The organism is Pseudomonas sp. NyZ201, assembly GCF_049860765.1.
GTDB classification, from domain to species: Bacteria; Pseudomonadota; Gammaproteobacteria; order Pseudomonadales; family Pseudomonadaceae; genus Aquipseudomonas; species Aquipseudomonas bharatica.
In genome coordinates this window covers 4,768,830-4,794,013 of record NZ_CP187557.1, presented here as the reverse complement: position 1 = coordinate 4,794,013, position 25,184 = coordinate 4,768,830, and the positions used below count along the sequence as shown (strand labels likewise).

The 25,184-nt window shown below is 56.1% G+C and carries 21 protein-coding genes; 3 read left to right on the top strand and 18 right to left on the bottom strand.

All coding sequences use genetic code 11. From position 1 onward, the window contains the following. Positions 1-14: 14 nt before the first annotated feature. The 8 genes from ACPFMA_RS21380 to ACPFMA_RS21345 all read right to left on the bottom strand — a co-directional run bounded on the left by ACPFMA_RS21380 (position 15) and on the right by ACPFMA_RS21345 (position 9,394). On the bottom strand, positions 15-530 hold the full coding sequence (locus ACPFMA_RS21380) for a type 4 pilus major pilin (protein WP_009399124.1): 516 nt from the start codon (positions 528-530) through the stop codon (positions 15-17). A gap of 34 nt (positions 531-564) precedes the next feature. After that, positions 565-1,731: a type II secretion system F family protein gene (locus ACPFMA_RS21375; protein WP_425928640.1), complete on the bottom strand. Its 1,167-nt coding sequence runs from the start codon at positions 1,729-1,731 to the stop codon at positions 565-567. Then, on the bottom strand, positions 1,724-3,280 hold the full coding sequence (locus tag ACPFMA_RS21370; RefSeq protein ID WP_425928639.1) for a GspE/PulE family protein: 1,557 nt from the start codon (positions 3,278-3,280) through the stop codon (positions 1,724-1,726). Before ACPFMA_RS21370 ends, ACPFMA_RS21375 begins: the two co-directional genes overlap by 8 nt. A gap of 9 nt (positions 3,281-3,289) precedes the next feature. Beyond that, positions 3,290-3,835: a type IV pilus biogenesis protein PilP gene (gene pilP, locus ACPFMA_RS21365; protein ID WP_425928638.1), complete on the bottom strand. Its 546-nt coding sequence runs from the start codon at positions 3,833-3,835 to the stop codon at positions 3,290-3,292. After that, on the bottom strand, positions 3,825-5,153 hold the full coding sequence (pilO2, locus tag ACPFMA_RS21360) for a type 4b pilus protein PilO2 (protein ID WP_425928637.1): 1,329 nt from the start codon (positions 5,151-5,153) through the stop codon (positions 3,825-3,827). Before pilO2 ends, pilP begins: the two co-directional genes overlap by 11 nt. A 9-nt stretch (positions 5,154-5,162) precedes the next feature. After that, the gene (locus tag ACPFMA_RS21355) at positions 5,163-6,995 is read right to left on the bottom strand and encodes a PilN family type IVB pilus formation outer membrane protein (RefSeq protein WP_425928636.1); all 1,833 of its coding nucleotides are present in this window, start codon (positions 6,993-6,995) and stop codon (positions 5,163-5,165) included. Further along, positions 6,992-8,131, bottom strand: a complete 1,140-nt coding sequence (locus ACPFMA_RS21350; RefSeq protein WP_425928635.1) for a TcpQ domain-containing protein — start codon at positions 8,129-8,131, stop codon at positions 6,992-6,994. The genes ACPFMA_RS21355 and ACPFMA_RS21350 overlap by 4 nt, the downstream gene beginning before the upstream one ends. A 231-nt stretch (positions 8,132-8,362) precedes the next feature. Next, entirely contained in the window at positions 8,363-9,394 is a 1,032-nt protein-coding gene (locus ACPFMA_RS21345; RefSeq protein WP_425928634.1) for a hypothetical protein, read from the bottom strand. Between the two features lie 839 nt (positions 9,395-10,233). Here ACPFMA_RS21345 and ACPFMA_RS21340 point away from each other — a divergent pair. The 3 genes from ACPFMA_RS21340 (at position 10,234) to ACPFMA_RS21330 (ending at position 13,776) form a co-directional block, all read left to right on the top strand. Beyond that, positions 10,234-10,596 carry a histone-like nucleoid-structuring protein, MvaT/MvaU family gene (locus ACPFMA_RS21340; RefSeq protein ID WP_425928633.1) on the top strand — a complete coding sequence of 121 codons (363 nt, stop codon included), beginning with the start codon at positions 10,234-10,236 and terminating at the stop codon, positions 10,594-10,596. A 29-nt stretch (positions 10,597-10,625) separates the two neighbouring features. Continuing rightward, positions 10,626-11,906, top strand: coding sequence for an SH3 domain-containing protein (locus ACPFMA_RS21335; protein ID WP_425928632.1), 1,281 nt, complete (start codon positions 10,626-10,628; stop codon positions 11,904-11,906). A 541-nt stretch (positions 11,907-12,447) separates the two neighbouring features. Continuing rightward, the gene (locus ACPFMA_RS21330) at positions 12,448-13,776 is read left to right on the top strand and encodes a jacalin-like lectin (protein ID WP_425928631.1); all 1,329 of its coding nucleotides are present in this window, start codon (positions 12,448-12,450) and stop codon (positions 13,774-13,776) included. Between the two features lie 99 nt (positions 13,777-13,875). On the opposite strand, the gene ACPFMA_RS21325 is transcribed toward ACPFMA_RS21330, so the two are convergent. The 10 genes from ACPFMA_RS21325 to ACPFMA_RS21280 all read right to left on the bottom strand — a co-directional run bounded on the left by ACPFMA_RS21325 (position 13,876) and on the right by ACPFMA_RS21280 (position 25,172). Then, positions 13,876-15,843 (bottom strand): DEAD/DEAH box helicase, encoded by a 1,968-nt coding sequence (locus ACPFMA_RS21325; protein WP_425928630.1) that lies wholly within the window; start codon positions 15,841-15,843, stop codon positions 13,876-13,878. Positions 15,844-16,279: 436 nt separating this feature from the next. Continuing rightward, a complete protein-coding gene (locus ACPFMA_RS21320; protein ID WP_425928629.1) occupies positions 16,280-18,190 on the bottom strand; it encodes a DNA topoisomerase in 1,911 nt (636 codons plus the stop codon). 120 nt (positions 18,191-18,310) lie between these two features. Next, positions 18,311-18,508 (bottom strand): CrpP family ICE-associated protein, encoded by a 198-nt coding sequence (locus ACPFMA_RS21315; protein WP_023660706.1) that lies wholly within the window; start codon positions 18,506-18,508, stop codon positions 18,311-18,313. Between the two features lie 411 nt (positions 18,509-18,919). Beyond that, entirely contained in the window at positions 18,920-19,306 is a 387-nt protein-coding gene (locus tag ACPFMA_RS21310; RefSeq protein ID WP_425928628.1) for a hypothetical protein, read from the bottom strand. A 199-nt stretch (positions 19,307-19,505) separates the two neighbouring features. Continuing rightward, positions 19,506-20,012 carry a single-stranded DNA-binding protein gene (locus tag ACPFMA_RS21305; protein ID WP_425928627.1) on the bottom strand — a complete coding sequence of 169 codons (507 nt, stop codon included), beginning with the start codon at positions 20,010-20,012 and terminating at the stop codon, positions 19,506-19,508. Between the two features lie 13 nt (positions 20,013-20,025). Further along, positions 20,026-20,571 (bottom strand): DUF3158 family protein, encoded by a 546-nt coding sequence (locus ACPFMA_RS21300; RefSeq protein WP_425928626.1) that lies wholly within the window; start codon positions 20,569-20,571, stop codon positions 20,026-20,028. Then, complete coding sequence (locus tag ACPFMA_RS21295) at positions 20,568-21,293, bottom strand: PFL_4669 family integrating conjugative element protein (protein WP_425928625.1); 726 nt, start codon at positions 21,291-21,293, stop codon at positions 20,568-20,570. Before ACPFMA_RS21295 ends, ACPFMA_RS21300 begins: the two co-directional genes overlap by 4 nt. A gap of 1,161 nt (positions 21,294-22,454) precedes the next feature. Beyond that, on the bottom strand, positions 22,455-23,174 hold the full coding sequence (locus ACPFMA_RS21290) for a prepilin peptidase (protein WP_425928624.1): 720 nt from the start codon (positions 23,172-23,174) through the stop codon (positions 22,455-22,457). Further along, complete coding sequence (locus tag ACPFMA_RS21285) at positions 23,167-24,480, bottom strand: STY4528 family pathogenicity island replication protein (protein WP_425928622.1); 1,314 nt, start codon at positions 24,478-24,480, stop codon at positions 23,167-23,169. The genes ACPFMA_RS21290 and ACPFMA_RS21285 overlap by 8 nt, the downstream gene beginning before the upstream one ends. After that, the gene (locus ACPFMA_RS21280) at positions 24,477-25,172 is read right to left on the bottom strand and encodes a DUF2857 domain-containing protein (protein WP_425928621.1); all 696 of its coding nucleotides are present in this window, start codon (positions 25,170-25,172) and stop codon (positions 24,477-24,479) included. Before ACPFMA_RS21280 ends, ACPFMA_RS21285 begins: the two co-directional genes overlap by 4 nt. Positions 25,173-25,184: the final 12 nt, after the last annotated feature.

Below are 25,184 nucleotides of genomic sequence, written 5' to 3'. Positions count from 1 at the left end.
TCAGACCCCTTGAGTTAGTAAGTAGTCCAGGCGATTGTGTTCGCATCATTTGAGCAACTCGTCGAGGCGGAGCTGGCCAGAATCTCCCCGGTGGTTGCTGTTCCGCCGTTGATCACAGTCGAGGTCTGCTTGTCCTTAGCGACTTTTGTTGCAAGGGTGATACAGCCACTTTTAGGAACGTTGGCTTCGGTGATGGTGAAGGTCATGCCATTGCTGACCACGGTTACAGAACCGTTCCATTGGTTCACAAGACTGGTTCCGGAAATCCCCATGGATCCAGTGCCTTCAATGTTGATTAGCGAAGGAACCAGGTTCTGGCCAGAGGCGCCATAGCCGGTAGATCCCTTCAGTTTCTTCGTGTTGGCAATCAGAGAGCTGACATTACTCTGTTCGATCGCCACGTCGGAGTTTCCTACCATTTTCCAGCCCATCCATAGAATGAAACCTAAAGCTATGGCTATCAACATGAGCCAGAAAACACCGTCGATTGAGAGAAAGCCGTCTTGTTTCTTTACGTTGAAATTTTTCATATGTTATTTCCTTGTTGTGTCTCAGTTGGTTGAATTAAAGTGTTGCTGATTCCATAGCGCCGCCTGCCATCTGGAAAATCCCTATCACGACCAAGATCATGAGCACGCCCATGAATACTGATGACATTGCAATGATGAAATTGGAGGTGGCCTCGACTCGAAGTAGTGTTTGCTCAAGCCAGCGGTTGGCGAAGCGTTCCATCGACTCAGCGAACCCTTTCCTGGTAGCGAGTACTCCGAGGTAGTGAATGGCCATGGTGTCTGGAAATTGGTGTCCAGCGAGCTTCAATGCTTCACCGAAGTTCTTCCCTGAACTAACACCGTAGTGAATCGCCGCTAAGCGCTCCTGCATCCAGGGTGAGGCGCTTCTTTCTAGAATGGCCAGGGCGTCAAGTTGGTTTATTCCTGTTCTTAGCATGACTGACATGTTTAGTAGGAATATGGAGCCATGGAGGGCTTTGTAAATAGACCACGGAGGGGCAGGCTCGACTAATAAGCGAGCGCGTTGTAGGAAGTTGCTGGCTTTGATTTTCCAGATTGGGCTGTCAGGGCGAACTTTTAATCCGCAGAATATGGATAAGGTGGAAAGTGAAAGTGTTATTGCTGCAACGAGAGATAAAAGTAGGAATACGCCATAGCTGCTTACAAAGTTCGACATGTGATACAGGAGCGCGGGTATTCCGGTCCAATTATCTGGATCAGACCGGCGCGACATTGAAGGAACCATCCACAGTGCGATCACATACAGTAGGGCCCACATCAGACTCCAGGTTAACGAGGGCAGAGATACAACTGAACGAACCAGCCTTGCGATTCGTTGACGGATCTCAATAATCCTCACGCAGTCTCGAAAAGACTGCACCAGATTTCCTGTTTCCTCGCCGGTTTCAATGAGAGAAGCTTCATCAGGAGGAACGCGAGACCTGCATGACTGTGCAAGAGATTTCCCTGAGCGAACTGACATTGTGATTTCGCCACAGATGATTGAAACAGGATGCAGTTCTTTGCCGTCATTGCTGAATGCTTTTTCAACGGTTTCCAACGCTACATCTATAGGAATGCCGTCTTCCAAAACTCCCATAAGACTTTCATAAAACTGTATGCGCTCTTTTTTGCCAAATTGCATAGCGTAGAAAGACTCTACCCAAGCATGGCTAGCTTCCTTTACGCCTGAAATGAAATCCCTAAAGATGTCAAACATTTGATAGCTCAACTAGTTGTCGATCAAAGTCCAGAGGGCCGACTATTCTCTCTGCAAGCCGAGGGTCTACAATGCCGCTTGCAATTTTAGTGATGGAATGAGCGATCTTGGTGATCCCACCCATCTCGTTCACCCAATATCTCCGAGCTGCTCCAGTTCCGCTTTTTTCAAAGGTTCGCATGAAAGACAAATCAGGTAGTATGATTTCGCCTACACCTGTGCGATCAATGACCCCCATTTTTTTGCAGCACGCACAACCTTCCCCGCGCAGATTGACTTGGTCTACAAGATCAAGTTTTTTAAGGCGATCGAGAAGACCTTTTTCCAATATGCCTAAGTTCTCTCTTAATGGGATTCGGCAGCTTGGGCAAAGAACAGGTAGTAGCGACTGGTTTATGAGGCCAGTAGTTAAAGCAGGATCTGTCACTAGGTAGCTTGGCACGCCCATGTCAATTAGACGCTGCAGTGACGCTGGTGCGTTATTCGAATGTAAACTTGACCAAGCCAAATGCCCGGTCAGTCCGCCCTGGTAGGTTGCCACAGCAGATTCGGAGTCTCGCATCTCACCAAATAAAAGGACGTCGGGGTCTAGTCGCACTGTGTTTTTAATGCCATCCGCCCAAGTTTCGTTAGGGCCCAATGGCGACTGGTTGGCTTTCAATGGATATTCAGGCGGGTCTTCTAAACTTAAGATGTGCTTTGTGCCCTGTGTTTCCTCGTAAAGCTTGTCCAGGTTTTGTTGCAGTGATTTCGATTTGCCTGACCCGGTTGGTCCAGTAAATAAGTTTACTCCGTAGGGAAGACTTCTCAGCCTTGCAAGCTGGGCCAGCTGGCTTGGTAACCACCCCAAAGACTCTAAAGTCGCCTTCGTTTTATCGTCATACAAAAGACGCATGACCATCAATGGACCATCAACCAATGGGCGTGTAGCAACTCGCGCACCAAATAATCCCAACTCTTGTACAAAGCTGCGAGCAACGCGTGCATCTTGTGGTATTTGCGGTTGGTAGTGATCTTTTGTTACATCGCACATGCTGTTGTAGAGTGCGGAACATAATTCTAATCCAACTTGGCTCTTTTCCTGGCGAGCCTCCCAAAGTAAGCCGTGGATCCGGTAGAAGATTTTTGTGATTTCGTGTCCTACCACAAGATGGACGTCACTCGCTCCGCTTTGATGTGCGTCATCCAAAATGTGTAGCACTTGCGCCTGGCGGTCGGTACCGGCTGAGGCTGTTCTGTTCTTTACCTGAGTGGAATTCTGGTAGATGGCTTTGATATCCGTCATTGAACAAGCGGATACCGTAAATTCGAACGACTCATGTTCCAGTCGGTCCATGAACGCCATAATGTATGGGTCGCTCAAGTGTTGCGCCGAAAGGTGAAGCGTTCCGTCATCGGTTAGAGCACAGAATAGCCTCAGCTCTGGCTTGAGTTCGAAGCGTCCACCAGGACCTGTTAAGACCTTCCCCGACGCAGAATAGACGCCTAGATTCGTTCCAGGAGGCAACTCAACACTTTTGGAGACAGGCTCGGCTACGTTGGTATTCATTGCCTGCTCTCAGGGATAATTCTGCGTTACGCCGGGCAATGGGGCTGCTGGCTGGCTCATCGCAGGCGATTTGGGGCTCACAGGGACTGGCATCTGATTCGAGAAGCCCAATGGAAAGCGCTGGCCTTTCCGTTCCAGAGTCACACCCTCGAGCGTAATTTGCTGCACTCGAAAACCGTCAGGAAGCTCACGACCAATTCCAGCCTCAACTTCAACCCCGCTACTGAAGAGCAGAGCTGCTTGCAGCTTGGTTGATGATCCAGTGATCGCTTTGACTACCGGAAGGTCGATACTCTGGGGTTGCTGCTTTCCCCCGTCAGAAGTCTGCGATTCAATGCGAGCAGGGGAAGCACCATGAACTGCTTGTACCGTGGCGCCTGCGTCGTTCGCGTCACGTTCAGCTTTCGCCATCTCCGCTTGTGCTTTGAGAAGAATGGTCCGACTTTGAATCCTGCCGAGTTCGCCAACGTCGATTCCTGATAGATCTACTGGTGAAGCCACCGCTTCAGCAGCCAGCAGGCATAGCAACGCCAGTACCAGGGGGTTATTTGGCATACAGGTCACCTGTCACAGTCCACATGAGGTGGCTGGTTTGTAGTTCAGCTTTGATTTCTCGAAGTCTCAGAACACTGATCGGAACCGAACCAATCGAGTCGTATGGAGTAACGCCGGTCGTGTACCTGATCTCGAAGTGTTTCCACTGAGGAGGCGGGGGAGGTGGAGGGGCTGGCTGGCCAGGGAGTGCAGGTTCCTGTGGAACCACGACTGGAACTTCGGTAACGGTTGGATCTTGTGAAAACCCATGCAGCCAGGAGCTCAGTCTGGATAAAACCTCGGGGGAGTCCTGCAGCGGCTCGTCTCCAGCAACTGGCAGCGAAATGTCATACCTCAAGGCTGTTGCATTGCCTTGCTCAAAGAATGCCGGCCGGGCTGAAAACTTTTCGCCGATGGCATTCATCAATTCGACTGAGGTGCTGTTCCCTGATCGCTTGTAGGTAGCGACGACATGCTCGCTGTCACACTGAGCATCAGTGAAGCTCCACCCCTTAATGCTCAGCGGTAAGTGATAGATGACTGAGCTGCAGCCTTCTAAGAAACTCAGGACCGATGGCTGATTTGCCCATGGATGCTCAAGTGCCTGGGCAGGTTGCACGCTGCCGCTTTCCGCCTCCATTCGTGCCAAAGCATCCAACCGCGCTTGTTCTGCTGCGAGACGTTTTCTTAGCTCCTCTGCGTCTACGTAGGTTTTCCATTGGGTGTACCCAATTACCCCACCGGCGACCATCAGAGCCACGATTACCATTTGAACCAGCTCGGCACGAGATAGGCCGAATACCAACGGGCGTAGGCGATATTCTCTTTTGAGTTTGGAGGGTGCGAGGAACTCCTCGATATCGAGTGGCTGCCCCCCCATTTCGAACTCGGGCGGTAGATACCACTGCTCGAACTCAATTCCGCGGCTTCGCTGCTGGGCTACCCGTTTGCGCACTTCAGTGGCTGTGCTGATCAGGTCGCAGCCAGGGATGATTCCTCCCTTATGGACGGCTACGACGGCATAGCTGTCTTCATCCTGGGAGACCTTCCATGCTGCGATCCAGGATTCCCCGAGCTGACCGGCTAGCGTGGAGGCAAGGGAGTACATACCCTTTGTCACCCCATCCGATCGGGACACAAATCCTGCTTGGATGATTCGAGGCGTGCGTCTGATCGTGACGATATCCAGTTGGTGTTCCTTGCCGAACTGGCGCGCCTCTTTCATGTGGCCAGTGATGCTACCGAGCGGATGCCAGCGAAGGCCGGTTACAAAAGTTCTACCTTTGTGCTGGAGGATTTGTACGCGGGAGGTCCGAGAGGCTGTTGCTTCTGTGTTCATCGGCTCTCCTCAAATTCCGGCACAGCCGCGGGCATGTGCTTTACAGCTCCGCTGTGATTGAGGGCGGGTGACTAAGGAGGCGACAGATATGACCGGAGCAAGGCGATTGGGGATACTGCCGCTGAGGTTGTCCGACATGACGACTGGTGTGATCAGCACGACCAAGGCAGTTTGCTGGCTGCTGCGGGTGCTTCCACCACCCAGTCCAAAAAAACTGGCGCTACCAACGCCGCGCTTTGTTGCGTTCTCACTGGTCTCTTCGAATCCCGTGAGGACCAGCGTTTGCCCACTCCGAAGGAGAACCTTGGGGGCGGTGTTTTTGGTGTCGTAGTTTGCTGTCTGAACGCTGGAGTCGTTGCTGGTAAAGGTTTGGAATTCTGGCTTGCTGCTCATGGCCAGGTTGACCCAGAGCAGCATGTTTTCTTTGTCCAGGACCTTGGGGATCAAGGTCATGTTGAAACCACTGGTGATAGTCGCCGGCGTCAACGAGGTGCTCGAGCCAACAGATGCAGTGGTGCTGGTTGTGCTAGAGGCGATATAGCTCTGTACGTTGCCAATCTGTACAGGTGCGGGTTGAAGGTTAAGCGTTGTGATTGATGGGGACCGTATACCCGAAATTCGCCCTTGTTCTGAAAGCGCTTGCATAACTGCGCTGGATCCAGCCCATGGTGAACTGGAGGTATCAAGGATGCTAACTGATCCAGACACGGCGTCTGACGCGATGCCGGTTACCTGGTTCGTCAGTGAAAACCCCCATTTTCCTGAAACCGATTTGTAGACTGCTGCCCAGTCCACGGCCGTCTGGTCGCGGTCGACCAGGTTGACCTCAAAGATCTTGACGTTGAAAAGCACTTGCCGCGTGATGCTGCGGTTGGTGCTCTGCAGATAGGTCGTGATTCGCTGCAAAACCTCTGGGCGATCGCTTACCGTCAGGGTGCCCGTTGAACGGGCCATGAACAGCCTGCCTTGGGGCTGAGTGCTTAGCATCGCCTTGACGTTGTTCTCGATGTCGCTGAGCAACGATGTTTTGATCAGCACGGTGGTGCTTTGATTGCTTCCAGATTCACCTGTAGCCCCAGAGCCGGAGGAGGTCCCGCCACTCGAGCCACCACCTGTCGAAGTCACCAATCCGGATCTGACCGTGCTTTCGATCACCTGGTCGTCGCCAAAAGCCCAAACGTCAAACACCTTGGTGTCGAAATAGGTGATTCTCACTCCTTTGATCTGAGGGTCGTAGTGCCAGGAAAGACCGAGTCGGGACGTAGCTTGATTCAAAAGCCCGGAGACTGGACCGGAGTATTTGATGTCATTAATGAGCCCTGCACCGGTGAGCAAGGAGTCAACGCCTCGAGATCCGGAAGGGACACTTCCTGTCACGCCGGCAGGCATTAATCCGGCCAAGCTGTCTGGGTTGTTGACTGGCAATGGAGCAGGGGCGTTAGTGACTGAGCCAGTTGAGGTAGTTGTGGACAAGATCGACGGATTGACGGCATCCGGGGCGACCACAACCGGGAGTCCGGTTTGCTTCGTGATGTACTGGGCCAGTTCTGTGATGCTGACTGCGAAAGCCGGTCGATAGGCAATGTCGCGGTCTAAGGCGAAAGGTAGGCCGCGTTTCATCTCCAGGGGCTGAGTGGAAACCCAGGGTTTATGGCTGAAGACGACGGTCTCCCGGTTTTGCTCCGGTTGCTGGTTCTGCAGGAATTTTGCGTATTGCCCCGTGGTATGCCCTTGCTGTTCAGCACGGTCAAAGGACTCATTGACTCGTTGGACTGCGCAACTGCTTAAGAGCGCCACTGCAACAGGGGCAAGTGCCCAGTGCGCCCGAGGTGACTTGATCATTTCTTTTTCCTCTCTGCGACGTACAACACGCTCTGGGAGCCTTCGCTTCCGTCAACTACGAAGGAGCGCGGTGCATTGTCGTAGAGCGGGAACAGCTGCTTAATGGCTTCCTGGAACGGGCCTTCGAAGTGCAGCGGTGCCTCGATCGGATAGTTGAGGTCTTCCTGGGCCCAGATCACCCGCCACCGGGCTTTTTTGGCCCATTCCTCAACGGTATCGCGCAGGGTTGATCCAACTTCGGCCGTCCATACTTGGGACAGCGGCCGGGGTGGTGTGACGGGCTTGACCTCGATGGCCGGGGCCACCACTGCTGTAGTGGTCACGGCAGCCGCTGGCTTGGATGCTGCAAGTTGGTTGGGCGCATTCGGTGCTGGGGGCGCAGGTGTCGAAGGTTTAGCCGCGGTGGTTACCATCGCAGCCGGGATAGAGCCATCCTTGGCAGTTGCCACTGGGTGGAGCGCGGGGCCAACTGGCGCTGGAACTGCGACAGCGGGGGGAGTAGGGATGATTGGGGTAGGAGCAGGTACAGCGGCGACTACAACGCCTGACGCCGTTGCCGGCGTGGCGGAACTGGTGGAAGGTGCCCGCGCTTGATCGGCGTAGAGCTGGCCCGTCGGCGCCGATGGGGTTGGCAACTGGTATCCAGGGCGAAGCACGAAGCACACCTGGCGATTCACTTCATCGACCTTCACCTGCCAGGCCGGGCCCGCGAGGACCTGCAGGGTGTTCCGCAGCGTCATCGGGCCGAGCTTGTACTGAGCCGCCGGCAGAGGACGGGTGTACAGAATGTCGACGTGCTGGGAGCTGGGCGGGCAGAGGGCATAGCCTGACCGGTCGACCACGTAGAGCATGGCGTCCCGAACACTCGGGTTCATGCTGGATGGGATGGTCACGTCGATGATCTGTGCCATCAGGTCGCGCTGGCTTGCGTCGGGTTGGGTGCTCACCAAGGTGTAGCGGCCATACCGAACGACCGGCTCCTTCTCCGGACTTGCTCCGTTTGGGTAGATGTCAGGAGACAGCCATTCGGGATTACGGCTGCTATCGAATGCCGGCTTCGGCGGCTGCTCAGCCTTCTGAATCGCACAACCCGCAACGAGTGCGGCTAACGAGAGAGTGGTCAACTGCCTAATCATGAGGCCCCCTTTGGTCATTGGGGGTACGGTGACAGCCGAACGTTTTACTCGCAGTAGGAAATAAATATTACGCAGCGTTTGAATTTTCGGCGCGCTGAACCAACGTGGGAAGCTACTCAGATCGTCGGCTGATTGGCGCGTCATTGGGGGGGGGCGCTGCGAAAGGCTGCTATCGACCCAGAGCTGCCCTTGCCCGAGTAAGCTCAGAAGCGCTTTAGTGGGTAACAATGGCTAGCTTATGTGAGGCTCGTACTCATCATCGTAATGGGCGTACTCCGAGCACCTATCACATAGAGATCCATTCTCCGCTTCGTAGCCTTCTAGGGGGGTGTGGCACCCGGAGCACTTCGGTGGCTGATAAGCATAGCCACAGAGATGGCAATGCCCTTCGGATAGATCGAACATCGGAGCGCCGCAACTACCGCAGTCTGTGATGATTTCCTCGTCGTCGAACGGGTTCTCTCGGGTGGTTCGCAACTCCTCTTCCATCAACTCAATAAACGAATCTGACTGGTTGCATGCGAGGCAGTTGTATCGGAACTCCGAATAGTCGAAGGGCACTCCAGCCTGGAGGTCTTCCCGGTTAGGCTCAAGCAGCGGGGAACCACAGGCAGGGCATGAACAAGTCTTGAACAACTCGCGGGTATGCGCCATGACACCCAGGTCTTCCCACTGGTGCTGTACCTCCTCCAGATTCTGGGCAAAGAACTGATGATTTCTCAGCATGACTTCCCAGGTCTCACCTAGCAAGGCCGCCGGATTTTCTGATAGCTCGTATGTAATGAAGTCCCGAAGGAGTGGGAACAGATCGAGCAAGAATTTATTGATCTCCTCCAGGGGATGCTTGGGGTGGAGGTGTTCCAGATCGTTCCGGCATCGTTGCAAGGTATTCACGGCGGCCCAATCAGTGCGGATGCCAAGACCCTCGAAGTGCAGTTCAATGTCTGCTACGTCGATTGTCTTGTTTCGCTCAAGCTCCGGACGCCACTCGATTACGCCGTTTTGGTCAAGGTAGGGTTTGAACTTCCTTGCCTTGTAGATGAGGCTGGCCGCATGTTCGGGAGAGTCCGCGAGCATTGCAATCTTGTACTTGAAAAGCAGCAAAACCCCTGCAAAGAGGTTACGAGCGGATGAAACGGCTCGGAGGGGGTTACCGTCATCACCCTGCGTGAGCTGGTAATCCTCAATCCCTAGTTGAATTGACGTTACAGCATTTTCCAGAACCTTAGCTCTATCCAGCGTAGGTACGCCCTTACCCGACATTGGTCTTTTCTCCCTGAGCCCCTCGGCGCCATAGGAAACGCACAATACCCTAATCCCATAACAACAAAAACAGGTGGCTCCAGATTCTGGCCGGGCACCAAGCGGTCATCGAAATTCATACGGCTAGTCAGAAAATTCAGCGAAATGCTGGGCTTTCAAGAGGCAGAGATGAACCGCAGCCACCACCTGAAAAGCACCAGATGCGTACGCTTACGACGGTCCGCTGTGGGTCGATACCTGCCGGTCAAGACGTATCCGTGCGCTGGTCAAATCCGATGCAAATGGCTGGTCAAAGTCGAATGTAGATAGGTGGTCAAGTGGGATGTAAACGCTTGGTCAAGTCAGGTGCAATTCCCCACTTGATCCGCCTGGCACCTACCGGTCATTGGAATGACTGGCAAATTCGTCAGATCGCGCCGTTTCTATGGGGCACGCCGGACCAGCCGCGGCTAACGCTCCGGGTCACTGCGTCAGGGGATCGGATGTATCTCTGGACTGGCGATCATTTTGAAAGGCGGGGCCTTTTGGGCTTTCCTCGTGGGTGCGGGCATTGAGGTGATGTTCATATTTCTTGCTGCCCAGACCGTGTTCTCCTACAACCGCTACCGAGCCGCGCGCCGTTTCCAGAAGATTTGGAGACCCACCCTGAGATTCTCGACTAAGTCGCGACGATTCCCGCCGGGCCCCGCAGTCAGAATTCAACTCCGGAATTAGAGGGAACTCATGCGCTTCGGAGTCGACTGACTAATCGATGCTTGTCGATTCGATTGATGGTGCTGATGTTGTGATTTGAGCAGGCAAGCCGGATGATGTGGGCATCCCATGAATAGGAGCTCCCCATGTCCCGCCTTGCAGAATTCCGCGCCCTGGAACAGCAGCTAGCAGCCCACCTCGCGGAGCTAGAATCTCTCAAAAATGATGACGGCTTTAAGCGTGAGATCGAGTTTGAGAAAAAGTTGCGTGATTTACTGGCCGAGTACGGTTACAGCCTGCGTAACGTCATCGCCGTCCTTGACCCGCAGACTGCTCGTCCGGCAGCCTCAGTTTTCGCGGCTAAGGTCACTCGAAAGCCGCGCGAGTTAAAGCGCTACAAGAACCCCCATAACGACGAAGTGGTTGAAACCAAAGGCGGCAATCACAAGGTGCTGAAGGAATGGAAGTCCAAGTACGGCGCCGAAGTGGTAGAAAGCTGGCAGGCTTGAGTTCGAAATTTTCAGGATTGGAGTTCGCCATGACACCGTCGGATGACAACGCTGGGAATGATCAGCCCGCCCAGGGCCAAGAAAGCGTCGCCGAGAAGGCCAGCGATTCCCTAGTCAACTTGGAGGGGGCATCCGTTTCTCTGCATGGTGACCTTCGCGCTCAGTTAAATTCAGCTCAGCTCGAGTCATGGAAAGGGTTCAGCTCACAGCTTGTAGCCGCTCGGGTGCTGCCAGTCATAAATCCTCTTCGAGAGCTAAGGGAGACCCTCGCTTCGGTGTCACCGCTGTTTGGCCCGCGCGAGCAACTTGCCATGCTTCGACCTATGGCCTGGAAGGAGGCCATTGGTCTCCCCCTGGCCGGCGTCCAAGCGCTTCCCTCGTTGGAGGGTATTCGTGCTCAGTTGGAACCTCTACAGGCCTTGGTTTCTTCGCGCGGTCTGGTTACTCAGTTGCTTACTGCAAATGTCTTCCCGTCTATCGACAAGGTGGGAGCTCAGTTGGCAGCGGTGCGCACGCTCTCGTCGCTGGAAGGCTTCAAAGCTCATTTGGACGCTACACGGGTGTTCTCATCGGCTGTTGGATTCCAGGCGCAGTTGTTTGCAGTAAAGGCACTGCCGCTTATTGGGAGGCTGCCTGCAGAGCTGGGCTTCCTCAGTGCTCAGGGTCGGAGGTTCAGTAGTGCCTTGGAGGGTGTTTTCGCCTCATATGACAATGTCATCAAAAGCTCCTCGCTGGCCAGGCTCCTTGTAGCAGAAGGCGCGGAGCGGACGTTGCAGTCTCTCGAGGAGTTGCTCGCCCACAGCCAATCCGACCCCGTCGATCGCTTGGACGATGAACGGGCAGAGGTCGCAGAAGAGGAGGTTGTCGACTTACTGAGTCGCGGCGGCCAGATAACGCAGCTTTCGAAACAGGCTTTCGCTCAGCTCGTAACTGTTTGGAGAGTCCTTAAATGGCTGGCTGGTAGCCTTGTCTTCCTCGTGAGCGTCGCGCAAGCGTACGAGTACCTTGAGAAGAAACTTGAGGGAGTGACATCGGCTCAAGAGATTCAGGACGTCATTAAGGAGCTTTCAACGGAGCATCGAGCGCTGCTTAAGTCCTACCGTGTGGTCATTCGTGAGCAAGCGGTTCTGCGCGCCGGCCCTGGCTCAGGATCCGATGAGACCGGGCGCCTGCATTTGGGTGACCGGGTCGAAGTGCTGGAAGAGCGAGATGGTTGGATCAAAGTCTCTGTCGATCTGGATGACGAGGAAACGGAAGGGTGGCTGTATCGTTCCCGCACTGCACCGATCGCTGATAAGACACAAGCGTGACCATTTTCTCGCTGGTCCTGACGGGACTTGCCGGCAGTAGAAAGATGCAGTAGAGCGCGCCTCAGACTGCCAAAGGCCACCAGAGCGGTAAAAAACTGACCGTTCGTGAACGGGTTGCCGCTTGCCAAAGACTGTCATAAAGTCACATAACAAACTGATATTAAACAGTTTATTTTGTATTATTTATGACGGCGCTTGTCACCTCATTCTAGAGAGAGGTTGCGTGAGTCCTGTACTTTTCAGCAGCTTATTAGATTGTCGCCTATCGTCAATGGGGGCGAACACCAATCTTAATCAGTTTCCTAAATGAAAATCTGAGCTGGATAGAGTCGAGGAAGATGAATGTTTAGATTGGATGCGTTTATGTCTTGATTTTCTGTGAGGCTATGGTGTTTTCATGTGTCATAAGTTAATTTCCAAATCAAAGGTAAGCGAGCAAATTGAATTCCAAATTCATGTCTTGACTTGCCTCCGATAGCTGCATATTGTAAAGGCATTTCTTGAGTGCTTAAACATACTAAAATCATAAGGATATGAAGTTATGGGATTGTTCGAGGATAATAGGGTTCGCGAGGTGCGGGTAGGTCAGCTTCATGGATATATTAGTGCATCGAACACGCTTATTGCCGAGCATGCAGAAAATTTAGTTGGGTCAATTCAAAAGCTTGACTCACTATTAGAAAAGCAAACACAACTGCAGAAAACTGGCCCTATATTTGAGTTTCCCCGAATGCCGCTTCATTGGGTTCCGGCGTTGTCAGTTATGCCTCCAACGCCATCAGGCTCATTGTATAGAATAAAATATATGTTAAGTGCAGTGGGGTATGCTGGAGGCTCCTTTTTAACTTGGCGCGCCCTTACTCCTTGGGTTGATAGTGCCATTACCGTGGCTGGTGCTGTTGCTGCAGTCAATGCCGCAGGAGTAGGTGCACGTGGAGCTGTATATGTGGGACAAGCCCAAATGGCAAATATTAGAGCAGGGCTGCCGCTATGGCGCAGGCACGGAGGCTGGCGCTTTGTAGGGAGAGCCGCCGCCGCCTCGGCCACAGGAATAATTTTTTCAGTTGGAACATTTATACTACTAGAGTATTACGAAGATAAAATATCGGCCGACGAACTCAAGGAGCAAATCCGAAAGGCCTCAATTGTTCGCCATATTGCGAGCTACTTTGAAGCGCAAATGGGTATATATGCTCAAGCCTATCAAACAACAATTGCTCAGTTGGAGTTTGCGGCCAAGCAAGGATTCAAGGTAGATATAGATAAAATTTTGCAGCAACTAATAAATGATCTTCAAGCTGGCACCAAAGAGCTTGCATCCCTCTCTCAGTCTGTCTACGTCAAAAATGGCACTCGAGATCGAGGCAGCTATATTGTAGATGACGCCAAGTTTGAAGTTCTCAATGAAGAACTTAATAAGGCATTTGCAACGTTCTCAGAGTCTTCCAATGGTTGTCTCGAAGAAATAACCGTCCACAGCGGCTGGGTGGTGGACTCAATTCAAACAAGATTAAGAAACAATGATCCCGGTCTTGTTTGGGGGGGCAAAGGCGGAGATGCCAAAAAGGTTAAAATAACGGGGCATATAAAAAGTATCAGTTGGCAGCCAGCAGAGTATAGCGGGCAAAAATGTATTGTTGATTTGGTAATTGAAACCTCGACTGAAAAATTTCATTTTGCTGAAGAGCGTCAGCCCGAAATAAATCCAAGTGGTGAGCGAGTGGTAATAAATATTCCAACTGGCTGGCAGGTCAAGGATATTATAGGCACCGACCAGGTTTTGCTAGCTCAGAACGGCGATACGACGGCAACAAATGATGCTCCATTTGTTCGGGATATCTACATTGTAGGGGATCTAAAACAGTCCTAACTGCTGATTGTAAGCGCTGCTATCTAGCACAGATGGCAGTGCTTTCCAATGATTTAAGTGTCGGAGGGAAGTACGATATGCGGTGGGAAAGGATCGAATCTAGGAGCTGATACTCGCGGCGAGCATAGCCTTAGCCAGCGCGTCCTGCTGCTCTTCTGGCTCAATGAGTTCCAAGCTGACCTGACGCTTCGCTAAGAGCATCTGCCACAGCTGCTGATCGATACTGTTCTCGACAAGGGGGATCTTCACGATCACGGTTCGGAGCTGACCATTCCGATAAGCCCGGTCTTCGGCTTGGTCCTGTTGCCCTGGTGTCCAAGGCAAACCCAGGAAGAACACGTAGTTGGCGGCAGTGAGGTTGTTCCCGGTACCGGCAGCTTGGGTGGTGCAGATGAAAATCCTGCACTCGAGATCACCCTGGAACTTGTCGATCGCCTTTTGGCGTTTGGATAGCGAGTCGCTACCGACCAGGGTGACGTTGCCGATACCGTCTGCATCGCACAGTTCCTTAAGGCGCGCCACGGTAGGCTTGAACTCGCAGAACAGGATGACCTTGTCTTCGGGGTCCAGCTCGCCCAGCAGATCCATAGCGACTCTGACCTTCACCTGTTCCAGATAATGGCGAAGCGCGCCCAGCCTGGCAAAGATGGGCCTGTCATCGAGGCGAATGCTGTCGTACTTCTTCCGTTCCTCCACACCCATCGCCACAGGCAGCAGCTGCCGGTGTTTACCCTTGAGCCCGGGCAGGACATCTTTACGCCGGCGAAGCATCCAGTCGCCAAGTTCAGCGCGGAGGTTTTGCCGGAACTCAGGGCTGCCGGCAAAGCGTTCGCAGAAATCGCTGAGGGGCAACTGGCCGACCGGGTGCCCCGATAGACGTAGCAGGGTGTGCAACTCCGTCTCGCGATTGAGGACAGGCGTGCCTGTCAGCAGATAGCGATTCGGCACTTTGGCTGCGATATCGAAGCCATGACGTGTACGCTCGGCAGTCGGCTCCTTCAACTGGTGCGCCTCGTCGACCACTAGAACGTGGTAATGCTCAGCAAGCAGCACGTAGTCGCCGAGGCGCTCGTAGTTGATCAGCATCCATTGGACCAGCGGGTCGTGCTTCTGCACAGCGACTGTCGCGTCGGGGTAGACCGCTAAGATTTCGCGCTGCCAGTTGATCAGCAACGAAGACAGGGTAACCACCAAGATCGGGCGACCGGCTGCACTGATATGCGCCGCGATGATGGCCTGGCGCGTCTTGCCGAGGCCCATATCGTCAGCCAGCAGTGCGCTGGTGCGCTGGAGCAGGTGGGCAATGCCAGCAGGCTGGTGATCGAGGAGGGAGTAGCCAACCAGGGCCTGGGCGATCGTGGCATCCGAGAACTCGGTGCGTTCGATCGGCGAGACGGCAGCGAGGTAGATGTCGTTGGAGCTCTCCTCACCGCTGGTGGCTGTCGAGGGTTCCTGAGGAGCACCGCCCAGGCTGATGCGTGGGATGTCTGCTGCTGGAACCACAGATCCATCGCCCAGGAGCTTCTGTACAACGTCCAGGACTTCGAACTGCTCCTCCACAAGACCGAGCTCCAGGACCAGGTTGCTGCGCAGGATCTCGGCGGTGGCGTTGACTCGCCACGAGCTGGATTTGCCCAGGAACACTCCCCGCATCCGGCGGGCCACTGCAACTACTCCAGGATGATAATCTCCGGACAGCAGCACACCGCCGTCGGCGAGCGGGGCAATTCGCAGTAGCATTCCCGAGATGAACGCGTCCCGGCGTGGGTTGGCCAGCGCGCTCTCGATCTTCTGGCGGAAGGCCTGCCATGACTCAGTGACCTTGCCACCGGCCAGCTCGATCAGCTGGTGGTACACCAGGTCCAGCTCGTCGATGAGCTTGGCCTTGGGCACGCGCCAGTAGCGGCAGAGCGGGTGATCACTGCGGCGAATGAAGAACCCGCTCCGTGCGAACATGACCTTGTTTGCGCCTTCAATGTAAGGCATGAGGATGCCCATGTCGTAGCCGTCGAACACGGCGGCTTCGAGCAACACTGGTTGGCTATTGAGGAGGCGTGGTCGTTTCAATTGGCGTCCGCGCTCTTGGACTTCATCGGCACTGTCTGGTCCAGGTGGAAGGCAGGCACCCATCGGGTTAAGAGTACTGAGCCATGAAGCGACCCTCCCTGGCCACTGATTACGTACGCCGCAGGCTCTGAGCCCTTCGGCACAGGTCTGCGTTCCTGCTTCCAGTACCCAGCGGTTTTGATGTCGTCAGGTTGTAACGGCCAGCACGACTCGCCTGGCCGGGATTCATAATGAGGGACCTTCGGATTGTCCGCCTGCTCGGCCTTCAACCGGTCAATTACTTTCTTGGAACGGGCCAAAAGCACCTCCGGGAGGATGAGTAGTCAACTCGTCATCATTCAAGGTGCGCCTGCCCGCACCCGTAAGAGCGAGCAGATTGGCAGTTGGGGGAAAGCGGCTACAGGAGAAATGGATTACCGCCCCCGAAGCATTTCGGCTACATGCCCCTGGGCTTGGACATATCCGGCTTGCCGCTCACCGAGGGGTAGCTCACACGGCAGTTGTTCACCTTGTACCCGGTGCATCCCCAGAAGTCGTAACCCCCATCACCGCGCTTCTGGCGGCGCGCCAGTGGCATCCCGCACTTGCCGCAGGAATGGCCGCCCTGGGTGCCTGATGAAGCTTCAGGTGAACGCGCCTTCATCGCCACTGTGGGCGCCTGGCGGAGGGCTGCGAGCTCCGTCTGGAGATGCTGAAAGAACTTGGCGACCACCGAGCCGTACTGCTCCTCCCCGCGTGCGATTCGGTCCAGGTCCTTCTCCAGCGTGCTGGTGAACGCCAGTTCGACGAAGCTGAAGCGGCCCTCCAACTGGTCGATGGTGCTCACTCCCAACGGGCCTGGGACCAATTTGCGCTTCTCCTCAACGACCAGGCCTTTGCCGGTGATGTTCTTGATGATCGATGCAAACGTGCTGGGGCGTCCGATTCCCAGTCGCTCCAGCTCCTTGATCAGGCTTGCCTTGGTGAAGCGTGCCGGCGCCTTCGTCTTCTGGTTGAGCACCTCACCCTGAAGCACGCTGAGGATCTGTTTGGGTTCGAGCACCGGCACCGGATTCTTGGGGATGTCGGTCGACTCTTCATCCGTCTCGTCCTTCTGCAAAAGCTTCATCCAGCCGAGATAGGCGACAGTGCTGCCAGTCGCGGCGAAGCGCAGAGGCCTCTGATCCGGCCCCCTGGCCAGCAGTTTGGCCATGCGCACGTCGTAGATGGCGTCTGCGAGCTGGCTGGCCAGCGCCCTGATCCGGATGAGCTTGTACAGCGCTTGCTCTTCAGCAGACTCGCCTGCGACTTCATCCTCCCACGCGGTTGGCGCAATTGCGGGGTGACCTTCCTGGGCGCTATCCGCAGCCTTGAACGTCCGGCGCTCGTCAACAACGTCGAGGCCTTGCCTGCGAGCCACTGCCTGGATATCTGGCATGGCTTCATCGGCCAAGTTGGGGTTATCCGTCCGGTGATAGGTGATCACGCCCTGCTCGTACAGGCGCTGCGCGACCTGCATGGTTTTGTCCGGGTCCCATTTCAGCGCTACGCTGGCCGCCTGCTGCAGGGTGGATGAAATGAACGGTGGGGGCGGCGGGCGCCGCTTCTTGCCGTCTTCACATGACTCGACAATGACCGCGCGCGTTGCGGCAACCCTTGCCGCGAGTGTGCCATCCTGAATATAGGGGTTTTCTTTGCTCGCGAAGTCGGGGATGGGTTGCCATACGGCAGTCCAGTCCATACCGGTGGCTTCGTCCTTGAAGGTCAGCTCTACCCCGAAGTGGTGGACCACCTTGAAGTTCCTGATTTCTCGCTCGCGCAACACCACCAGGTAGAGGGCAGGTGATTGAACTCGACCAGCGGAGGTAGGTTGGCCCAGGACCCTGCGAAGCTCCTGCGTGACCAGGTAGCCCACTAGGCGGTCCAGCACTCGCCGGCACTCTTGTGAGGCAACGAGTTGCCCATCGATTCTCCGTGCATTGGCCAGCCCCTCTCGTACTCTGGCTTGGGTGATCTCATTGAACGTGACTCGCTTGTACTCGCGGATCCCCAGCGCCTGCTGTATGTGCCAGGCGATACTTTCCCCCTCCCGATCCGGGTCGGTGGCGATGTACACCTCCGTGGCGTCCTTGAGCGCTTTGCGAATGGTGCTGACGTTGCGGGCACTCTTGGGCAGGATCTCGTAGACCGGACGAAGGGTCTTCAAGACGCCGGTTGTGATCATCGTGTCGTCCTGACCCGACTGGGGGAGATCCCGGATGTGACCACCAGATGCCACCACCACCCAGTGCTCGCCAGAGCGGATCTTCTTCATCATGGGCCCAAGCTTCTTCAGCTTGCCCGGTGCCTCGATGATCATGAGTTTCATAGGGTGCCCCTGCACAGATAAATCAGGGAGCACTCTTGCCGCCGACCGGGGACGGCACAACGCGAAATGGTCAACTGGAAGGGAGGGAATTCGGTAGGGCTCAGGCCCACGGAGGAAGGGTCAAAAATTGAGAGTGAGCTGCTGGGCGCGCTTGTACCCTTTCAGCCAGGAGGCAAGCATGGCAGGGTGCTTGTAGGGGCAGGCATATATGGGCAGCCCTTTCTCGGCGGCTTCAACCCCAGCGGCCTCCACCGCAGGATGGGGGTTATTGAACTGGCGCCTGTCCGCTTTTCGCTCCTGGGCATCTTCGTTCTGCATCGATTGTTCTCCATCAGCGCCACTGTTCACGCCGGGCGAGTCACGCCTCAAACGACCTGGCCACCAGCAATTCCCCGAAAGGGCGTTTTTTACGACCCTGTGGCTCACTTCGATACAAGTTAGCAGCCGTAGAACGGAGATGCCCTCAGGAAATGGTAATTTGCCAACGCTGGCATTTCAAATGTGCCCCTGACCTGGGCAAGCGCTGCTTGCAGCGCCCCTTCGGCTACGAGTTCGCGTCCTCGTCGTAGGAGCTTCACGAGCTGCGGCCGCAACAGAAGGTCCTTATCGCCAGAAATGCGAGGCATCAGACGGCAGGTCCAGAGGAGGGGGCTGCGACGATCCCTCCTTGACTCCGGAAACTTCACGAGTGGCGCGCCTGAAAATAGCTGTCACGCCAATGCCCCACAGCTAGTGGGGAATCATGCTTGAGCGGTAGAGTGCCGACCATGCCAGCAGCGTCGCGCTGGGGTCCTCCAGTGCGGCACGAACCATCACCTCAGCGTGTTGACCTGTGATGTCGCAAACTGCCTGCCCAAGTCGAAGGAGCTCAGCTTTCACTCCTGCATCCCGGGCCTTGGTCGCAAACTCATACTCCTCCGCCTGCCCGTACTCCAAGGTGGCATTGAACCGGAGGCGAAGCATTTCGATGGCCTCCACTTCGGCCTCCGGCAGCATGATGGATTCGCCGTCGCAAAAGACCTGGCGGACCCCATTGAGAGCTCGAACGGCATCCATGTAGCGCGAGGGGTCTACAGTCGCTTTGACGGATGGATATTCCGGGTAGGCGTGGTGCATGGGCCGATACCTCGAAGCGGAATGAGGTGACGACGATCCGTCCTTGCCCCCAGTGACTTCACGAGAGGCGCCTGAAAAATCGCCTGCCAGGCTGTGGCTAGAATGCCGTGGAGATGCCTCATCGAAGGGAGGTGAAACTCGAAGTGACGTCCTTGTCACCAGGAGCTTCGCGATGTGGCGCGCCAAATTAAGGGGGGGGCTACAGGGGAATGTCGTCGTCAAACCCGTCGTTGTAGTGGCGCATGTCTTCGGGGGAAGGCTGAGGAACGTTTTGAGCCTGGCCGCCGGTGGCTTGACCGCGTGGCTGACCCTGCGGTTGGTTGGTCGGACGCTGACCGCCGCCAGACAGAGTTACGTGTTCGAGTCGGTGTGGAAGAATCGAGATCCGGCTGGCCTCGACCTTGAGCGCAGATACCTCCTCGCCGCTTTGTTTATCCGTCCAGCTATCCATGATCGCGCGACCGATCACCACCACGCGCATGCCCTTCTGGAACAGAGCCGCAAACCGCTCGGCATCCTGATGCCACCATTCGACGTTGGCCCAGAAGCCCCCCCGATCCTTGTAGCCACCCTGGCCGTCAGGGATCGAGTTGTCGAACATCACATTGAGTCGCAGCATGTGCCGCGGATCTTTGTTGCCGTTGGCGAACGAACGGTGCTCAGCTGCGTTACCGACGTTGCCTTCCCAAACTACTGGTGTACCCATGGTCTATCTCCGTTCAGTGTTGAGGTGGGTTCATGACCTGCTGCAGTCGAGCCTGATATTCGGCCTCGGCCTGCCCCATCTTTTCAGCGCACTCGGCGGCCTGTTTGCCGATTGAGTGGATGAGGCTGATCTGCATGTTCAGGGTGATTCGGTGTTGCTCCAGGGCAAACAGGTCCTGCAGCAAGTGGGTTGGTGTTTTGGGGGCGTGTACCATCTGAGCCCACATGCCGACACCCATGCGCCGACCTTGCACGCTTTGCCAGCGAAGAAAGGTTGTGCCAGCGGCAGTGTTTTGCTCGATGAGCCGGACTGGCAGCAGGGCGAATGGATGTTGGCGAACCTGGGCCAGCACTTCCTGTGTCAGAGCGCGCAGCCCCGCCTCCAGCGATGCGCAATGCTCCGCCAGCTGGACCAGCTCCCCCTTACCTTTAAAGGGCTTTAAAAGGCCTTTTAGTGAGGCACTCTGTTGCAGCCCCTGATAGGCACCCTGTTGCAGCGGTTTGAAGGCACCCTGTTGCAGTGCCTCCGTTGGTCGGGTGTCCGATCGCATGAGCGTCATGCCTCGCCTTCGAATTCGTCATCCACATCCTCGACCGGGCCTGCGGAGCCACGGCGGATGGGCGGGGCGAAGTTCGAGCGGCGGGTGCCTTCCAGGATGTCCTGGGGGATATCGCCGTGGCGCTTGTACATTTCGCGCGCGTTTTCAGCTCGGGCATTGTTGGCGGCGAAGTCGTCGCGCGATGCGCCGGAGAAGCGATGGAGCTGGGCCAGCCCAAAAAGACTGCGCAGCAAGTGAGCACCTTCATCGATCCAGATCTCGCCATCGCGGCGACCGATCATGGCGACGTGCTGAGCCAGCAGGATCCTACGGACGACTTCGTCGTACTGAGTCAGCAGATGGACGCCCTTGAAGCCCAGCGGGTTGGAAATGAAGAGCGGCAGTTTCAGCGGCTGGATGGAGAGGTTCTCGCCGATTTCGAGCGCCTTCGGCAACTGGGCCATTACTCCATCCAGGCGGCTGTCGATGGCCTTGAGGGCATCATCTACTTCCTGGATTTTCTCCTCGATCCTGATCATCCACCAGTCGGAGTACGGGTCGTCCTGGGCCGCTCCACGGTCGATCTGGTTGATCTTAAGGCAGAAGCCAGCCAGCCCTAGGATGCTGTGTTTGTCGTCGGTCTTCTGGCGACCCAGCCAGATTCGGGCGGCATGGTGAGTGTGGAGAGTCAGCTGGACCTGGCTCCTGAGGGAGCCGATGTTGAGCTGATAGTTGTCAGCCATGGACATGGTTTCCTTATATAAGGTGGGCGAACGATGTCCATGCTGCTTTTAGGCTGTTGGGGGCGCAGTAATAAATGAAGAACCCGGGGTGCTGGATTTGTCCTAGTCGGTGCACACCATCCTGGTGTTGCGGGCCGCAACACTGGCAGGTGGTGCCAGTAGCAGCGCTCACCTGTCCCGTCGACGCCGCTGGCCAGGTCGGTGGTGTTGCGGGCCGCAACACTGGCAGGTGGTGCTAGTAGCACCACTCACCTGTCCCGTCGGCGCCGGTGGCCAGGTCGTTGGGTGTTGCGGGCCGCAACACTGGCAGGTGGTGCTAGTAGCACCACTCACCTGTCCCGTCGGCGCCGGTGGCCAGGTCGTTGGGTGTTGCGGGCCGCAACACTGGCAGGTGGTGCTAGTAGCACCACTCACCTGTCCCGTCGCCGCCGGTGGCTAGGTCGTTGGGTGTTGCGGGCCACAACACTCCCAGGTGGTGCCGGTGGCAACACTCGGTTGGTCGTCGACGCCGCTGGCCAGGTCGGTGGTGTTGCGGGCCGCAACACTGGCAGGTGGTGCTAGTAGCACCACTCACCTGTCCCGTCGCCGCCGGTGGCTAGGTCGTTGGGTGTTGCGGGCCACAACACTCCCAGGTGGTGCCGGTGGCAACACTCGGTTGGTCGTCGACGCCGCTGGCCAGGTCGGTGGTGTTGCGGGCCGCAACACTGGCAGGTGGTGCTAGTAGCACCACTCACCTGTCCCGTCGCCGCCGGTGGCTAGGTCGTTGGGTGTTGCGGGCCACAACACTCCCAGATGGTGCCGGTGGCAACACTCGGTTGGTCGTCGACGCCGCTGGCCAGGTCGGTGGTGTTGCGGGCCGCAACACTGGCAGGTGGTGCTAGTAGCACCACTCACCTGTCCCGTCGGCGCCGGTGGCCAGGTCGTTGGGTGTTGCGGGCCGCAACACTGGCAGGTGGTGCTAGTAGCACCACTCACCTGTCCCGTCGCCGCCGGTGGCTAGGTCGTTGGGTGTTGCGGGCCACAACACTCCCAGGTGGTGCCGGTGGCAACACTCGGTTGGCCGTCGACGCCGCTGGCCAGGTCGGTGGTGTTGCGGGCCGCAACACTGCCAGGTAGTGCCGCTTGCACTACTCATCCGAGTGGTGTTCCCAGGGTTGCTAATCAATGAATGAGAATAAGAAATCCGCTCCAGCCTGCGGCGGAGATGAACGGCCCAAATGGAATTTTTGTGTCGGTAGGTAGTTTTCCGAGGAGCATGAGAAACAAGGAGGCGAGAGCCGCACCTAGCAGAGAGCAAACCAGTGTCCAACCAAGAAGCTGTATGCCGCCCCATGCGCCCATCAAGGCGAATAGCTTGATATCTCCTCTTCCGATGCTCTCTCGTCCAGTAATGAGTCCGGTTATTTGACTCACAGACCAGAGGCTCCCAAAGCCAACAACACATCCCCAAAGTGCGTCCTGCAGTGCTATGAACAATCCGAAGGAGTTGAGGACTAAGCCAGCCCATAGTCCTGGCATTACCAGCGCATCTGGCAGCAATTGGTGCTCAAAGTCGATTAAGCTCAAAGTCAGAAGCAGCCAGGAGAACAGCAGGGTACAGAAGGCCTGCATAGTTGGCCCACAATGCATTGTCACCACGAGGGACAAGGCGGCGCAGCTGATCTGCGCGGTCCAGGTTCTGAGCGATGGGGCTCTGGCCGCTTGAAGGTCGGAAGGTTTCTCGGGATCCAATCGCAGTACCTCACGGGCATCACGCTGCCATTGGTGCTCGAGGAGGGCCGGCAGCCAGCGGGCGACCCAGGCACACAGGCGGCCTACCAGCATGCCCAACGGGATGGAGCCAAGTCCCAGTGTGATCTCAGAACTCATCCAATCACTCATCGGTGGGCTCCGCGCGCCGACGTGGGTCAAGCAGAGCTTGGAGCGAGGCGAGCGCAGAGTTCGCTGTCTGCATCATGGTCGCTGTCGGTGCCGGTGCCGGCTTCTGAGTGATTGTCTGGATCGGGTGCGCGACCCTCGGTGCTGCTGGAGGCGTTGGGGTGGGAGTGGCAGCGGGAGCGGAAGCGGAAGGGCTCCACTCCGCGTTGAAGTCGCCTCGGATGGCCTTGCCAGCAAGCGTTGTCAGGTATGCCAGGGGCTTGGCCACCTTTCCGTTTGCGCAGCGATGCTTCCACTGATTGATCACCGCCTCTCGGACAAGCTCCGGTACCGTCCCCATGATTTCTCGTGCCTTCACACGATCCTCTGGCTTGAGAAGATCCAGGGCAAGCAACCAATTCACCCCTGCGCTCGCGCGCGGTTGTACAGAGCTTTTAGATACTGATTTGTCTGTATTTGTATACGTACTATCAGAGTTCGGATTCCGAACTGAGGATGTACTCAGCGGTTTTAGCCTGAGTTCGGATTCCGGACTGAGTGGCAGGACCACCTGTTTCGCTGAGTTCGCACTGAGTTCGGAATCCGAACTCAGTCTTTCCGGGGCTAAATCTCGCTGAGTACGGATTCCGAACTCAGGAGCGGGCAGCGCATTTTGCTTGATCTCTACAGCCCAAGTCTGGGCATTCAGCCGATCGCTAATCGTGTCAATGCGCGAAGGGAGTCGTCGGCCCACGTCGGGATCGCTGGTGAATTCGCGCCAGGTGATGGCCGCGATGTCCTTGATCGCGTTGTTCTGATGCTCCATGGAATCCATCAGCAAGGTCATGTAGTCCTTGTCGAACTCCAGCGCTTCCGCCGGTGTTACAGGCTCGTCGTGGAGCAGATAGACATTCCCTTGGACCCGTCCGTTGATCTCATTGCGGACTGTCCTGCCCAAGCTTAACCAGCGGGTTAGACGGAGCACGGTCAATGCCTTTGCCACGGTTTCTCTAGAAGCATGTTTCCCTGGGATCATGCCCAGGTACGGCCGTAGCTGGTCATAGGTGGGGAAGGCAGTGATTCCATCCTCATTGACAAGTAGTCGGAAAACTTGCCAACAATTGCGTTCCAAGGGGGTCAGCCGATTGTCGAGCAGGAGCTTACGCGGGACCGTTTCATGCGGATTACCGCTGAATATGATCCCGGAGTAGGGTGTAGCAGGTGTTGCAGTAGGGGCGGTGTCCTCAGCTCTCTTCTTCTGTACATGGGCCTCGAGTTGCCCCGAGGCCGAATCTAGGAGCGTGGAAATCGGGAACCGGGAGAGCTTCATTTTCTATGTTCGCCTTCTCCAAAGTGGGCAGAGGCGGGGCAGCTTTCTTCGACACGGCGTATGCCACCCTCGTCCAGCAGAGTGAGTTGTCGACGTTCAGATAGTCGGGACTTTTCCTTGCTGCCTGGGTACAGGCCTTGTTCGATCCACTGAGTGATACGAGACCAGATCTGCGCAAGTGTTAAGCCATCGGTGCTCAGCTCTTCAGCAACCAGCATGGCAACGTCAAGCATGGCCAGGCTGTCCTCGAGCTCCACTTGGTTTTCATCCATCAACTTGGTCCAGCGATGCCAAATATGATGGTCTTGATCCTCGGAAAGCTCGGGCCACCGTCCGCGCGGGGCTCGAACCCCAATAACGGTGCGCTGCAGTGCGATCTCTTGAGGGGTGAGCCCGAAGAACTTGTTGAGCAAGCTGGTAGTGGCCCCCAGGCGGATCGCTCGATCAATAAGACGTGTTTCCTCTTCTGAGCGCGCAGCCCCGGTCAGAAGCTTGAGGATCATCGAACTGTTGATAGACACGTTGACCCAACTGACCGGTGTGTTGCGGAGCAAGCTGAGAACTGTGGGATGCTGGATCTGGCCCAGCACCTCAGGTTCCACCCCCATCTCCACACAGCGCTGAAGTTGACCATTGCGCATCAGGTCAAGAAGCTGCGACAGAACTGCTTCGTTAAGTGTTGACTTGGACATTGAGACTCCCTC